We start from the raw sequence: 15,349 nt of genomic DNA on the forward strand, positions 1-15,349 counted from the left end.
AGCCTTGTTTTTCACCCTATAGAATCTTTAACTGCATCTACAAATACCTGAAGTCTGTCTTTAGTTACATGCTGCATAACTACGATATGAGAAAGATCGCCTCCCAGCCTGTCATCGTGGTCGGGAGCAAGTCCATATCTATCTGCAATTTCTTCTACCGGCCGCTTGAAATATACCGTGTTGGACATAGGCTCAAGCCATGCCGGCCATCCTATCTCGTCAAGCGCACCTTTAAGCCACTGCGCTCTTTCCAGCATTCCCTCCGACTGCTCGGTGAAGTCTTCCTTTGTCGTATGCTTTAATATCCACCAAAGCTTAAGCGGAGACATTGCGGAACGAGAGCAATTTATCATCGGCATGCTGGCATTCAGATAGCTTATCTCAAACGGAATCTGATTATTCTTAACTTCCATTGATGTCAGGAAAACTCCGGCGGGTTCGTCTATTCCAAAGAATTTATGTCCGCTTATTGCTATAGAATCAAACGGCTGTACATTGCGGTTTACGACATCCTTGAAACGTGTGTAAGGTAGGTATCCGCCAAAAAGCGCCGCATCCACATGGCGATACACAGGTATTTCCGGATGCTTTGCAAGAATCGCATTTATAGCTGCCTGGTCATCCACTCCGCCCTTAAAGGTTGTGCCCATAGCAAACACCACAAGCGCAGGCTTATCAGGTACCAACGCCTTTTCAAATTCCTCGGGAATCATGCAGCCATGAATATCCGACGGAATAAGCTTCAGTTCAAGATTCTGAAGATTGGCAAGGCGCATGCTTGAATAGTGAGCAGCATCCGAAACATACAGAATAGGTCTTTGCTTCGTCTTTTTCACAATATAATTCGTACCAAAGTATATTCCGTGATTGTTACCGTCGGTTCCACTGAAAGTGACAATTCCCCAAGTATCTCCGAGATCAAAGCCATACAGCGGTCCCATCATTTCAATTACTTCTCTCTCGAATACAAGAGTATTGAGTAATCCGTCATGAATATTGAACGGATCTCCCGCATTATTCGCCATTGCTAGATTGAGTCCGCTTCCGGAAAGCCATTTATAAAACTGCACCAGACGGCTCTTATGATTTATCGGGTATCCAAAGGCTCTGTTTTTCTTTGCAAACAGAGTACCGGCATATTCATCCAATCGAGCAACACACGGATCTTCATTTTCTGCATTGTTTAATACGTTATTGTTTTCACTGTTTGTCATCGTTCTCCCTCCTGTATCCTTACTTTACTTTCAACTTCCCGGCTATTGACAACAACCTTGTTTCGGCCGCCTTCTTTTGCAATATATAATCTCTCATCAGCCAGATTTACCAGTTCCTCCGCAGTCATCCCATCCCTATAAGCAGCCGCTCCGATAGAAACAGTAATCTTCAGGTCTCTGCCATCTTCATGGAATGAGGTCTCCTCTACCTGGCTTCTTATGTCCTCCAGGAGACTCCCAAATTCTTCATAAGAAATGTCTTCCGGTGCTATAAGCAAAAACTCCTCACCACCCCATCTTCCGTAGATAAAGCCTTTGCTTGAATTTTTCTTAAAGATTCCTGCCAGCTGTTTTAGCACGTTATCACCGGCGATATGTCCGTAGGTATCATTGATATTCTTAAAAAAATCGACATCCAGAATCGCTACGAAAAGATCGTTTTCATCCGTCTCATTTTTCCTCTGCAATTCCTTATCAAGGATTCGCTGTACTCTCTGTCTGTTGTAAATTTCTGTCAAAAAATCGTAATCCGCAAGGCGTCTTAGTTCTTCATTTTTATGAGCCATGCTCTGATTGTATACGGCGGTATACAGCGTAATTGCACCAAAGCCTATCAAAGCATTTATACAATACAAAACTCTCGCCATTCTTTCATCCGGATTATAAGTTGTAGGAAACATTTTCAGATCCGCACAGACATGAAGCATCAAAAAAGTTAATACGATGATAATGCTGAAATTTCCAATCTGTCGTCTTTGTTTTGAAGACATATAAGGCATGAAATATGGCAGGAATATGCTGGCAAAAGTGCCAAATAACCATAGCTGAAAACCAGATTTTATCCCAACAAAAACAGTGGCAAGGATTATATGAAAATAGACCTCCAATGCCATGAACCAGACAGAACGCAGGGTATTGCCGCTTCGAATAATAAATATGCTGACTACATAAACAAGCATGCTTACGATGTTAAGATAAATCATCGGAGTACAGGATAGCCAAATGTAAAAACCTTCAAAGAAAACGTGAGTAATCAGAAACGAAATGGCTATCATCATATACTGCTTTTGAGTAAAGTAATCACCATCTTCGGTTATATCGTTGTATACCCGGCTGCTATTCAGATTTTGATTATTATTATCCATAATTCGATTGTAAATCTACTGTTAGCAGTGTGCAAATTAAGAAACTATAAACAAAAAAGATGTCCGAAGACATCTTTTTTGCTTATGGCTATGATCCCCAAGGGAACTCTTTACTGAATCTTGAACTTGCTGAGTTCGTCGTTAATCGATACCGCGGAGTCGGATACGGAGTTGGCAACACTTTCAACACCCTTGGATTCGTTTGCAATATCCTGAGCGCTCTGAGCGAGGGTAGTTACTGTTGCGGTAACCTCCTCGGAGCTTGCCGACTGTTCCTCGGAAATAGCAGCCACGCTGGAAGCAATGTCGTTTACATCGCCCATCATTCCGATCATTTCCTTCATAGTTGCTGCTGTGGAATTAAGCTCATCATAGATCTTGTTAAAGCTGTCGCCTGCCTTTGAAACCGCTTCGCTGTTTTCATTGATGGCATCCATGTTAGCCTGCGATTTTTCTGCAAGGTTACGTATAAGCTGAGTTATCTCGCTTATGATGTCGCTGATCTCCTTAGTCGCATCCTGTGAATTCTGCGCCAGTTTTCCGATCTCATCTGCAACAACCGCAAAGCCTTTTCCTGCTTCACCCGCACGAGCTGCCTCAATACTTGCATTAAGCGAAAGGAGGTTGGTCTGCTGTGAAATGGAGTCGATCATCTCAACGATTTCGGTAATCTTATCAGCTGATTCACCGACCGTTGTAACAACATCATTCATCTCACTCATGGATGTTGTGATAGTCTCCATATTCTGCTGAACGGTGTTCATATCGTGCTGACCGACATCGGCCTGATCCACAAGTTCAAGCATGATCTCATTTGCTCTGTTTCCGCTATCGGTAAGATCAGCAACCGCACCTGCAAGCTGTGTTGCATTGTTTGCAAGCTCTCCAACCGCATTAGAAATATCGTCCATGGTGGTCTGAATCTGTCCCATGGAAATCGACTGCTCGCTCGCACCCTCTGACATTTTTCCGGATGCATCTCTTGACGAAGTAGAGTCTGCCTTAAGCTGCTCTGCCTTGGACTGAATCGAATTGATGGTGTTATTCATAATCTGAACGTAATTGTCCATCTCCTTACTGATAAGGCCAATCTCATCGCCCTTATCTGCAGGCATCTTGGTTGTGAAGTCACCACCTGAAATCTTTATAATGCTCTCAGAAAGTCCTTTTACAGGCTTTGTGATTACTCTGTTAATTGTGAAAAGAATTACAGCAGCTATGATGATAATAAGAACGATCATTGCAATTATTGCTATGGTCATGAATCTGTTAGCTGTTGCTTCAACATCACTTACGCTGACAGAAGAAATGAGCGTCCAGTTTGTTCCCTGAATAGGATAGGTTGCAATATACATCTTGGCCGAAGAGCCATCCTGCTGTATTGTTATGACCTCATCGGATCCGCTCTCAATATGTTTCTTCAGCGTATTGAGGTAGTTGTTCCCCGATTCCGAAACCTTGGTACCAACAAGGGACGGATCGAAGAAAGTGATGATGTAATCACCATCAAGTATCATTGAACCTCCGACTTTCAGAGGCTTTAAGTCATTTACAATGTCCTGCAAATCGTTAAGGTAAACATCCACACCGGCAACGCCGAATTCACCGTTATAAAAATCATTCTGCCTTACAAAGGTAACACAAAGGTCTCCTGTAATCGTATCCAGATAGGGCTCGGTTTCAACGAATGTCTCGTTTCCAAGACCGGCCTGATACCAGTCACGCTGTGTAGGTTTCCAATCATCATCAACTTCGGAATGATCTGCAAATATATAGGTATCATCCGAAAATCCAATATAGATACCTGAATTCTTAACTGCGCTGTAGCTTGCCGACGGTTCGATGTACTTAAGCATTGCATCGTGGTCAGCAAATTCCACCTGCTCAAGGGTGTCGCAGTATTCACCAAACTTCGCGGTCAGCATTCTGAATTTGGTGCCAAGTTCATTTGCATTAGCTCTGGTCTCAGCCTGAATATCCATCAAAGCCATCTCGGTGATCGTATTCTTGGCGTTAATACTCAGCGCCATTATAATCGCAACAACTCCGATGATGATAATCGGCAAAAGACTCATCAAAAGAGTTTTGCTAATGCTCTTCTTAACCTTATGTCTTGAAGGATTAGCTCCGTTTTTACTACCCTTTACATTAGTATCCTCTGCCATTTTCAAAACCTCCATCTAAGAAAACATCCAAAATATAATGTGGATCACATATTATATTTGTATACGGAATTACATCAATTAAAATGGATTTTATAGAAATGTTAGAGGGTTTAGAATACTTTTATATTTAGGGAAAATTGGCATAAAAAACGCCTTCCCCCAAGGGGAAGGCGAAGTATAATTATTCTTCCGGTTGCTGGAGGTCCTCGTTATTTACGAGTTCTCCCTCAACCTTCTCAACGTACATATGTCCGTCAAGATGATCAAGCTCATGGCAGATTGCTCTTGCAAGGAGCTCTGTTCCCTCCAGTTCGAAGGGCTTCATGTCTATATCAAAAGCCTTTACCTTAACATAATTGGGACGTGTAACAACTCCGGATTTTCCGGGAAGTGATAAGCATCCCTCGTATCCTGTCTGCTCGCCGCTGGTTTCAAGTATTACAGGGTTGATAAGAAGATGCGGCTCTTCTCCCTCCGGAGAACAGTCAATTACTACAATTCTCTTCAGGATACCAACCTGAGGCGCTGCAAGTCCCACGCCGTTAGCATCATACATTGTCTCAAACATATCCTCAATAAGCTCGCGAATCCTGGGAGTAACCTCTTTTACTTCCTTGCAGGGACGCGCAAGTACATCATCACCGTATTCTCTGATCTCTCTAAGTGCCATAATTTAGCCTTTCTGTTTATTTTATTTCCCCTCATCCGGCGCTACGCGCCACCTTCCCCATAGGGGAAGGCTTTATTACAAATATAAAGTGTATGATAAACGGCATTATATTTCAATGCTTTATGTGATTCTTTCGCTTTTAGTATCGTAATCACATGAAATTCATGGGGTCGAAGTCGAACTGAACCTGGAGATTTCTTAAATATCCGAGCTTCTCCCACTCTGAAAGGGCTTCCTCCAAGGTGTCCTTAATCAATGTAAGTCTGTCGAAATCCTCATGCTTAACGTATATAACCATGCGATAGATATCGTTTATTTTGCCGATTGTCGCCGGCGCGGGACCGATTATTATTGCATTCTGTATCCGCATCCTGTCAATGAAGGCGCGAAGCTGATTTGCTTTCTCTTTTCCGAAATCCTCATCCTTAGCCCATAGCTGAATTGCAAGCATATGAGCTGCCGGAGGGTATCTGAGTAATTCTCTGTAGGAAATCTCCTCCTCGTAAAAGGCTTTATAGTCCTGCTTCGATGCGCTGACAATGGCATAGTTATCCGGCTGATACGACTGTATCACAACATTCCCCGGGACTTTTCCTCTTCCCGCTCTCCCCGCTGCCTGCGTAAGAAGCTGGAATGTACGCTCTCCCGCTCTGTAATCAGAGGCATTAAGCGACATATCCGCCGCGAGAATTCCAACAAGTGTTACATTAGGAAAATCGTGCCCCTTAACAATCATCTGCGTACCAACTAGAACATCTGCCTCTTCTGCGGCAAAGGCCGACAGAATCTTTTCATAACTGCCCTTTGTTCTCGTGGTATCAGCATCCATCCGAAGAACTCTGGCCTTCGGGAAAAACTTAAGCACTTCCTTCTCAATCTGCTGGGTTCCTGCCCTGAAGGCTGACACGTACTTGGATCCGCATTCCGGACAAATCTTCTGAATCGGCTGAGTGTGGCCACAGTAGTGGCACATCAGCATACCGCCTCTGTGCTCCGACATCGAGACATCGCAGTGCGGGCACTTGAAAACATAGCCGCAGGATCTGCAGGACACAAAGCCCGCAAGTCCCCTTCTGTTTATAAAAAGCATTGCCTGATGCCCATTATCGAGAGTCTCCTGCAGTCTTTCCTGAAGGCTTCTGCTAAAGATTGAGCGGTTTCCACTTCTAAGTTCTTCTCGTAAATCTGCAATCTCGACATCCGGCAGTGTTCCACCCGTTAGCCTTCTGTTAAGCTCAAATAACCGGTATTCACCTTTTTTCGCCCTGTAATAGGTCTCAAGTGAAGGCGTGGCTGAGCCCAGGATTACATCTGCTCCTCCCGGCACAAGCTTTGCAAGCTCTATAGCTGTCTCCCTTGCGTGGTACTTAGGCATAGTCTCGCTCTTGTAGGTGGATTCATGCTCCTCATCTATGATTATTAGTCCCACATTGGGAAAAGGTGTAAAAAGAGCTGATCTGGGACCGATAATAATATCTATGTCTCCTTCTGCGGCTCTTTTTGCCTGATCGTATTTTTCTCCGGGTGACAATGTGGAATTCATCACCGAAACTCTCTCGCCAAAATGTCTGTAGAACCTCATGAGAGTCTGATAAGTAAGCGCAATCTCGGGAATCAGCACAATGGCCTGTTTCCCCCTGGCAATTATCTCATCTATCATTTTGATGTAGACTTCCGTCTTGCCGCTTCCGGTGATGCCGTGAATCAGGCAGGTCTCCCTGATGCCCTTGTCGTAGTTCGAAATGACTGTATCTACAATCTCCTGCTGCTCCTGACTGAGAGTAATATCCTTCTTCGCCGGATTGACTTCTCCCACAGGATTTCTGTAATATTCCTCGCTATCCGTAGCTATGACGCCCTTTTCGGAAAGAGCTCTTATCACAGCCGCTGAAACATTAAGCTTCCCTGTCACAAGTTCATAGGGAATCCGCTCCCCGGTATCCTCCAGTAGTGCTTCCAATAAGCGCGCTCTTGCCACCTGATGCTTTTTGACGCAGTTTTCGTAAAAATCCCGAGACTCCGCTTCGCTCATGGCAAGTCTTACATAACGCTTTACAAGGGCCTTGGACTTCTTCCTCACCGGGATGACAGTCCGAAGAGCATTTATCATGGTTGAGCCGTAGGTTTTCCTCATCCAGGCTGCCAGCGCAATCATTATGCCCTCCGCGGACATCTCACCCTCTTCAATATCAAGAATTTCCTTGGTCTTTTCGGGATCAAACTCTGGAACATCGGTTATTCCTATGACGTATCCCTGTCTTTTAGTGTTTCCCCGTCCAAAGGGTACGCTGACGCAACAGCCTATCTCAATTTTGCCAAGAAGTCTGTCCGGAATTTTGTACTGAAAAGGTCTGTCCACCTTTTCATGGGAGATATCGATTATTATGTTGGCAAATGATAAACTCCCTCTTTCCATCAGGCTTTTTCCTGCATCTCCTCTAAAATCTCTTTGATAAGGACTCTCTCATCCATGGGGTACTTAACGCCCTTGATCTCCTGATAGTCCTCATGTCCTTTCCCTGCAAGCACAATGATGTCACCCTGCTCGCCGTGCTCTATAGCATAGCGGATGGCCTCTTTTCTGTCGGCAATCTTGATGTACTCACCGTCAGTCTTCTTCATACCGGTCTCGATATCGTTCATGATGTCCATGGGATCCTCAAATCTCGGATTATCCGAAGTTATGATAGTAAAGTCGGCTAGCTTTCCGCTGACCTCACCCATCTCAAATCTTCTGAGCTTTGAGCGGTTTCCGCCACATCCAAACACACTGATAAGACGAGTCGGATGATAATCTCTGAGAGTACTAAGGAGACTCTTAAGTGCCATAGCGTTGTGCGCATAGTCAATCATGAGAGTAAACTCCTCTGATACCTTGACCATCTCGATTCTGCCCTTTACATGAGCTTTCTTTAATGCTGCCGCTATCTGCTCCTCGTCACAGCCAAGGTGCTTAGCTACATCAATAGCGCAAAGTGCATTGTATACACTGAATCTTCCCGGTGTGGGAACCTGTGCATGCATCTCAATTATACCTGTGGTATCAAACATAACCCCAAGTTCACCGGGCTTATGAAGATAAGCAAGGTTTATAGCACGAAGGTCTGCATCTCCGGCAAAGCCGTAGGTTGTAAGCTCACAGGTGTGGCCTTCTGTAACTTCCGTCATTCTGGGATCGTCCGCATTGGCAATTCCCACCTTACACTGCTTGAAAAGAAGTCCTTTACAGTGCATGTAGTCCTCGAAGTCCTTATGCTCCCCCGGACCAATATGATCAGGCTCAATATTAGTAAAGACACCAATGTCATAAATGAATCCCTGGCTTCTGTGAAGCATAAGTCCCTGGGAGGATACCTCCATGACAACCGTGTCACATCCTGCATCCACCATTCTTCTCATATATTCCTGAAGCTCATAGGATTCAGGTGTGGTATTTTCAGCATGAATATGCTCATCTCCGATGATTACCTCTATGGTACCGATAAGTCCACACTTGTGACCTGCGTTTTCAAGCATATTTCTAATAAGATAAGTTGTTGTAGTCTTCCCCTTTGTTCCTGTGATTCCCACAGTCTTAAGACTCTGTGCAGGATTTCCAAACCACTCAGCTGAAATAAATGCCATGGCATATCTGGTACTTTCCACTTTGACCACCACGGTCGATGAGTTTTCAGGAAGTTCAACATCTTTCTGAACAACAATAGCTGCCGCACCTTTCTCTGATGCTTCAGTCGCAGCGCTGTGACCATCGAAGTTCATGCCTTCGATACATATGAAAAGGCATCCTTCCGTGATCTTACGATTATCCTTTACTACCTCAGTGATCTCCACAGATGAAACATCCGCCTTTTCTTTGCTTCCCCCTACATAAGCTTCATAAGACAGATTTTTAAGCAGATTCTCCAGTTTCATAGCTTCTCTCCTCGTTTCTTAATAAAATCATAAACTTTTCTACTGTTTTTCTTAAGGTTTTGAACACAATCAGTTCACAATTTAACTGTATATTATAGACAAGATAGTTGATGAACTAACTATCTCCCCCTCATAAGAAACCGCAGACACACGCTTTTAGCGTGTGTTTTGTGGTTTATGGGATAAAATCTTTCAAAACGATCTGAATGCTTTCCTCGCCTCTGTATTCATTAATTTTAGCCTGATATGCAATCTTAATAATCATTTTATCATGATTCGCACCTTTATATAAATTTTCCCGCTGTTCTTTTCCGAAATTCATATCAAGGAACTCATTCCATCTGTCAAAGATACTTCCAAAAACCATCATATCATAGAAATTGCCCTTTTCATCCCTGACTGACATCTTCACAGTATTGGCGTTCTTACCTATTACACGGCCTCTGACAAGCTCTACATCCCGCGAAGCAAAAAGCGGCTCAGGGTTTCCCTGTCCGAAAGGAGCAAGCTTATCTATCTCCTTTAACAATCCCATGGACAGATACTGTAGCGGAAGTACCATATCAAGGCGAAGTACCTCTTCAAAGTCATCTTCTGTGAGCTTACTGTTATCGTTAAGCGCTTCCCTGAAGGCCTCCACATTTTCCTTTTTTAGGGAGAATCCGGCTGCCATCTTGTGTCCGCCGTACTTCGTAAGGAGGTTCCTGCATTCACTAAGGGCCTCAAACATATGATACCCCTCAATTGAGCGGCCTGATCCCTTTACCAGGTCATCACCTGTATCGGTAAGTACAAATACAGGGTGATTCACTTCCTCTTTCACTCTTCCGGCAATAATTCCCGCAAGTGATTCATGGAGCTCAGGCATATAGATAACAAGCACATCCGGAAGATTCTCTCCATAACCGGAGATGATTTCCATCGCCTCGTCCTTGCCCTCTGCGGTCATATCCTTACGACTGTCGTTGAGTTCATTTAATTCCAGCGCTATCTCAGCAGCTGCATTTGAATTAGTCTCCGTCAGAAGCTCAAGGCCTCTCATAGCTGAATCAAGTCTACCCGTTGCATTAAGACACGGTCCGATGACAAAGCCGTATATATAACAGCTAACCCGGTAAGGATCTATATCGGTAGCACGAAGAAGCGCACGGAGCCCAATATTATCAGTTTGTGGAATGCACTTAAATGACTTCTTTACAATTATTCTGTTTTCATCTTTAAGGGGCATAACATCACATACTGTAGCCCAGCCTGCAAAGATTGACATCTCATCAAAGAAATGACTTAGTCTTTCATCCTGTGGCATTTCCATCTTCTCTGTAAGCACCTGAATGAATTTGTATGCCACCATTGCTCCGCAAATCTCAGGATACGGATATTCATCATCTAGTCTCTTCGGATCAACCACTGCATCAGCCGGAGGCAGAATCATCTCATCCCTATTCTCCTCTGAGTAACTAACCTCATGGTGATCAGTGACTATGACAGTCATTCCCAGCTCTTTTGCATGCGCAATCTGCTCTATGGCTGCTATTCCGTTATCACAGGTGATGATAGTCCTCTTGCCTTCCTCATAAGCCTTATCAACAAGCCCTACACTAAGACCGTATCCATCCTCTATTCTGTGCGGAAGCCTTGCATCCACATCTCCGCCGCAGAGCTTTATTCCGGATATCAGAATATATGATGAGCATATGCCATCTACATCATAATCTCCAATTACCCTTATGGAATCCCCGGCCTGAATTTGCTCAGCCATAATCTCTGCCGCTTTATCTATATCTTTCAAAAGATGCGGATCATGAAGCTTACTCTCATCACCATTCAGATACATCTCAATATCTGCAGTTTCAACAATATCCCTGTTCTTCAATAATCTCGCCGTTATCGGAGAAATCCCATTCTCCTGTGCAATCTTATTAAAATCCGCACCTTTTCTAATTTCAACCCACTTTGCCATAAATTCCTCTATATAACCTTGTTATTACTATTCCTCAAACCATTATACTACTGCTCACCTTGATACTGCCGCAGATAGCTACATATAGTCAGAAAAACCTTCAAAATAAAATGGATCGCCGGGATGACGAGGGCTAAGTGTCTGCGCCACGGGTGATTAGGTAATATATATATTGCCAAATCACACCAGGGGCAGACACTTAGCCCCGTCATCCCCGAGCCATTTCCTCTTGAAATAAAACGGGCTGCCGTAGCTATCTGCGGCAGCCCTCTTTATTAGTTCTTTTTGAATTTCTTAAGATCAAGCCATATCGGTGATGCGATAAAGATTGATGAATATGTTCCGGCTACTACACCGACCATAAGAGGCAGTGCGAAGAAGCGGATATCCGGCACACCGAAAATAGCAAGTGAAAGAACCATGATGAAAGTTGTGATGGATGTAAACAAGCTTCGTGTAATTGTCTGGCTTACACTCTTGTTAACAAGCTCCTCGAGCTGATCCTGACGATTCATGAAAATATGGTTCTCTCTGATACGGTCGAATGTAACGATAGTATCGTTGATTGAATAACCGATAATTGTAAGAACTGCAGCGATGAAAGTACCACCGACCTGAATTCTTGTAAGTGCATAACATGTAATTACGATAAGTGCATCATGCGCAAGGGCAATGATTGCTGCTGCACCGAACTTGATATCTCTGAATCTGATCCAGATATATGCAAGCATAAGTACAAGTGCGATGATCAAAGCAACTGTCGCATCAGTACGCATCTCATTACTGATTGTGGAACTGATACTCTCAGCAGCGATATTCTCTGCAGGAACAGAGTAATCTGTCTTGAACATATCATCAACTGCTTCTCTCTGATCTACTGTAAGTGTTACAGTCTTGAAGATAACCTGGTTGGAACCTGCAACAGTCTGAACCTGAACGGAATCAACACCTGTAAGCTCCTTGATCTTCGGAACAACCTCGCTGTCAAGCTTCTCTGTTGTCCATGCCTCGTTAAAGGTTACGCTTGTGGATGTACCACCTACGAAGTCAAGGCTGTAGTTAAATGCGCCCTGTCCGCGTCCTGCATTTACACCCATGAATACAAATCCAAGAATGATGATTGCTGCAGAAATACCGTAGAACATCTTTCTCTTTGTAGTGAAATCGAAAAGCTTGAGTTCTTTTGCCTGTCCATACCACTTCTTATCCTCAAAGCCAAGGCCGTAGAAGATATTTGTAATAGCTCTTGTAACAAAGAGAGCTGTGAACATTGAAACAACAATACCAAGTGCAAGTGTGGAAGCAAATCCCTTAACAGTACCTGTTCCGCGAAGTCCGAGAATTGCTGCCGCAATAAGGGTTGTGATGTTACCGTCAAGGATAGCTGAAAGAGCCTTGCTGTAGCCGACCTTGATAGCTCCCTTTACATCCTTACCACCTGCAATTTCCTCTCTGATACGTGCAAATACAAGCACGTTAGCATCAACGGCCATACCTACTGAAAGGATGATACCTGCGATACCCGGAAGGGTAAGTGTAATCTCAAATGCAGAAAGAAGAAGAATCTCCAGTCCGCAGTAGAACATAAGTGCAATACTTGCAGCTACACCGAGCAGTTTATACAGAACAATCATGAATAAGATGATTGCGCAGAAACCTACGATTGCAGCGATCATACTTGTATGAATAGCATTTGAACCAAGCTGAGCTCCTACTACGTTGGAACGAAGTTCGTTAAGCTGAAGCTTAAGTCCACCGATACGGATCATGGATGCAAGATTTGCAGCATCCTCGAAAGTCTTCTCACCAGTGATGATAGCTCTTCCGTCTGTAATTTCTGCCTGAACGGTAGGAACTGAAATGAACTCACCGTCATAGTAGATACCGATTGACTCGCCGTTAGCATAAGCCTTTTTGGTAGCCTCAGCGAATGCCTGTCTTCCGGCCTCTGTAAACTCAAGAGAAACAACTACTTCCTGAGTGTTGGCTGTACCGGAATTCTGATATCCTGCCTCAGCCTGCGCAACATCCTCACCCTTAAGGACGATTGAACCTTCAGCCTCGAGTTCCTCGATAGTCTTGTTAAGTACGTATCCGATCTCACCATCGCCTGAAAGAACGTAGTTGCCATCCTCATCTACAGTGAAACCTGAATTGTATGTGTAGTTCTCATTACCCTGGCTGTCAGTCTGTGCAATAAAGTACAGATTACCGGGCTGACCTAGATCCTCAAGAATCTTGTTGGCATCTGTAACACCGGGAATCTCGATATTGATTCGGTTGGAACCCTCCTGATAAACCTGTGACTCTGTACTGTACTGATCTACACGCTGCTGGAGCTTGTATATAGTATCTGACATGTCTTCGGCACTGGGTGTTCCGTCGCCTACAACTTCATAGGTAATGCTGACACCACCAGCCAGGTCAAGTCCGAGATTGATACTCTTAAGTGAACCTGACTTATCGCTTCCAAGGCCATAATATGAAGTATAGCCAAGTCCGCCAAGTAGCAACAGCGCTACCAGCAAAGCGATTACTGATTTTACTCTTTTCATTTCTTAACCCTCCGTTATACTCATTCGGCAAGTGCGGCTTTAATCATGATTGCGCATTCTATACGCTTTCTCTGAAGCTCGCATCCCGTATGATAGGTTGTATTTATGTCGCCGTTAAAATTGTAGGCGTTTGCAGCACAACCTCCGCTGCAATAATATCTTGCAAAGCACTTCTGACACTCCGGTCTCGAGTACACATTGCTCTCCTTAAACTGTCTGCGGAGATCATCTCTTGTGATTCCGTCAAAGACATTACCCATAATGAAATCTTCATTACCGACAAACTGGTGACAAGGATAAAGGTCACCCCAGGGCGTAACTCCGAGATACTCACATCCCGAACCGCAGCCCGACAGTCTCTTAGCTACGCAGGGACCGCCCTCTAAGTCAATGTTGAAGTGGAAGAAATTAAAGCCCTTCCCTTCCTTATGTCTCTGAAGATAAAACTTGGCAAGTTCATCATACTGCTCGCAAAGATAAGGGATATCCTCATCCTTGATTGCGTACCAGTCTTCAGGCTTAGCCACAACCGGCTCAACCGAGATCTGTTTAAATCCGAGATCCGCAAGATGCTTAACATCCTCACAGAAATCCAGATTGTTGTGCGTAAAGGTTCCTCTTACGAAGTATCTGAGCTGATGACGGCTCTCCGCCACCTTCTTAAACTTGGGAACGATGTTATCGTAGGTTCCCTGACCTCCGCGCATGGGACGCATCTTATCATTTACTTCTTTGCGTCCGTCTATTGAAAGGACGATGTTGCCCATTTCCTTATTGGCATATTCAAGTATCTCATCTGTTAAAAGAGTTCCGTTGGTGGTAAGTGTAAAACGGAAGTTCTTATCGTGTTCCTTCTCAAGGCTTCGTCCGTACTCTACTATCTTCTTTACCACATCCCAGTTAAGAAGCGGTTCTCCTCCAAAGAAGTCAACCTCAAGATTCCTTCTGCCACCGGAATTCTTGATAAGGAAATCAAGAGCAGCCTTACCGACTTCCTCTGTCATAAGAGCTTTTCTGCCGTGATACTCACCCTCATCGGCAAAGCAGTACTTACATCTGAGGTTGCAGTCGTGCGCGATATTGAGGCAAAGTGCCTTGACTACGGTATCTCTCTCCTTGAACTCTTCAACATAATTCTCATAAACGTCATCCGTATAAAGAACTTCACCTCTTCGAAGCTCCAAAATATCGGAAATCGCGTCCTTCAGGTCCTCTTCACTGTAATTATCAAAGTCACCTGAAAGGGCAGCCGCAAGCTCTGAAGTAAGAGCCTCATCATCTGCATCAGAAGCACCCTCTGCTGTGATGTCGGCTGACTTAAAGCGCTTAATCAATTGCTCCTCCACGGGGTGGATAAGATCAAAAACAATGTCATCCACTACGTGAACAGAACCACTGTTTACATCCAGAACAATATCATAGCCGTTGTTCTTGTATGCATGTACCATATAAAAATCTCACTACCTTTTCTAATATGTGATGTTGTAAAAATGTATTCCTCACAGTTTTCATAAAGCAAGCAGCGGCATGGCCGCTGCCTGTTTAGTTATAACTATTTAGTTAAATACACCTATTACTTGTTAGCAACCTGCTCGCAGCTCTGGTTACCAACAGTGCAGGAAGTCTTGCATGCAGACTGGCATGATGTCTGGCATTCGCCGCAGCCGCCCTTCTTCATTGACTCCTTAAGATTTCTTGTTGCAAGTGTCTTTACATGCTTCATAACTC

At 44.1% G+C, this 15,349-nt stretch carries 10 protein-coding genes; all 10 read right to left on the reverse strand.

Features of this window, described 5'->3' with window-relative positions; translation table 11 throughout:
- Positions 1-11: 11 nt before the first annotated feature.
- A complete protein-coding gene (locus tag BMW61_RS07400) occupies positions 12-1,214 on the reverse strand; it encodes a pyridoxal-dependent decarboxylase (protein WP_091820689.1) in 1,203 nt (400 codons plus the stop codon).
- On the reverse strand, positions 1,211-2,359 hold the full coding sequence (locus tag BMW61_RS07405; RefSeq protein ID WP_091820690.1) for a GGDEF domain-containing protein: 1,149 nt from the start codon (positions 2,357-2,359) through the stop codon (positions 1,211-1,213). Before BMW61_RS07405 ends, BMW61_RS07400 begins: the two co-directional genes overlap by 4 nt.
- 110 nt (positions 2,360-2,469) lie before the next feature.
- Entirely contained in the window at positions 2,470-4,524 is a 2,055-nt protein-coding gene (locus tag BMW61_RS07410) for a methyl-accepting chemotaxis protein (protein ID WP_175475126.1), read from the reverse strand.
- 181 nt (positions 4,525-4,705) lie between these two features.
- Positions 4,706-5,194 carry a peptide deformylase gene (gene def / locus BMW61_RS07415; protein WP_022762628.1) on the reverse strand — a complete coding sequence of 163 codons (489 nt, stop codon included), beginning with the start codon at positions 5,192-5,194 and terminating at the stop codon, positions 4,706-4,708.
- Between the two features lie 151 nt (positions 5,195-5,345).
- Entirely contained in the window at positions 5,346-7,610 is a 2,265-nt protein-coding gene (priA, locus tag BMW61_RS07420; protein WP_091820693.1) for a replication restart helicase PriA, read from the reverse strand.
- Complete coding sequence (locus BMW61_RS07425; protein WP_091820695.1) at positions 7,610-9,106, reverse strand: UDP-N-acetylmuramoyl-L-alanyl-D-glutamate--2,6-diaminopimelate ligase; 1,497 nt, start codon at positions 9,104-9,106, stop codon at positions 7,610-7,612. The genes priA and BMW61_RS07425 overlap by 1 nt, the downstream gene beginning before the upstream one ends.
- 175 nt (positions 9,107-9,281) lie before the next feature.
- The gene (gene recJ / locus BMW61_RS07430) at positions 9,282-11,066 is read right to left on the reverse strand and encodes a single-stranded-DNA-specific exonuclease RecJ (protein ID WP_091820696.1); all 1,785 of its coding nucleotides are present in this window, start codon (positions 11,064-11,066) and stop codon (positions 9,282-9,284) included.
- 275 nt (positions 11,067-11,341) lie between these two features.
- Positions 11,342-13,621, reverse strand: coding sequence for a protein translocase subunit SecD (secD, locus tag BMW61_RS07435; RefSeq protein ID WP_091820697.1), 2,280 nt, complete (start codon positions 13,619-13,621; stop codon positions 11,342-11,344).
- Positions 13,622-13,641: 20 nt separating this feature from the next.
- Entirely contained in the window at positions 13,642-15,069 is a 1,428-nt protein-coding gene (gene scfB / locus BMW61_RS07440) for a thioether cross-link-forming SCIFF peptide maturase (RefSeq protein WP_091820699.1), read from the reverse strand.
- Positions 15,070-15,194: 125 nt separating this feature from the next.
- Positions 15,195-15,344 carry a six-cysteine ranthipeptide SCIFF gene (gene scfA / locus BMW61_RS07445; protein ID WP_022762634.1) on the reverse strand — a complete coding sequence of 50 codons (150 nt, stop codon included), beginning with the start codon at positions 15,342-15,344 and terminating at the stop codon, positions 15,195-15,197.
- Positions 15,345-15,349: the final 5 nt, after the last annotated feature.

Source organism: Butyrivibrio sp. ob235, assembly GCF_900109475.1.
GTDB lineage: Bacteria > Bacillota > Clostridia > Lachnospirales > Lachnospiraceae > Butyrivibrio.

Coding starts and splice junctions, on each gene's coding strand:
- scfA (WP_022762634.1), bottom strand. CDS start 15,344: ATGAAGCATGTAAAGACACTTGCAACAAGAAATCTTAAGGAGTCAATG.
- BMW61_RS07405 (WP_091820690.1), bottom strand. CDS start 2,359: ATGGATAATAATAATCAAAATCTGAATAGCAGCCGGGTATACAACGAT.
- scfB (WP_091820699.1), bottom strand. CDS start 15,069: ATGGTACATGCATACAAGAACAACGGCTATGATATTGTTCTGGATGTA.
- BMW61_RS07400 (WP_091820689.1), bottom strand. CDS start 1,214: ATGACAAACAGTGAAAACAATAACGTATTAAACAATGCAGAAAATGAA.
- recJ (WP_091820696.1), bottom strand. CDS start 11,066: ATGGCAAAGTGGGTTGAAATTAGAAAAGGTGCGGATTTTAATAAGATT.
- def (WP_022762628.1), bottom strand. CDS start 5,194: ATGGCACTTAGAGAGATCAGAGAATACGGTGATGATGTACTTGCGCGT.
- priA (WP_091820693.1), bottom strand. CDS start 7,610: ATGGAAAGAGGGAGTTTATCATTTGCCAACATAATAATCGATATCTCC.
- secD (WP_091820697.1), bottom strand. CDS start 13,621: ATGAAAAGAGTAAAATCAGTAATCGCTTTGCTGGTAGCGCTGTTGCTA.
- BMW61_RS07425 (WP_091820695.1), bottom strand. CDS start 9,106: ATGAAACTGGAGAATCTGCTTAAAAATCTGTCTTATGAAGCTTATGTA.
- BMW61_RS07410 (WP_175475126.1), bottom strand. CDS start 4,524: ATGGCAGAGGATACTAATGTAAAGGGTAGTAAAAACGGAGCTAATCCT.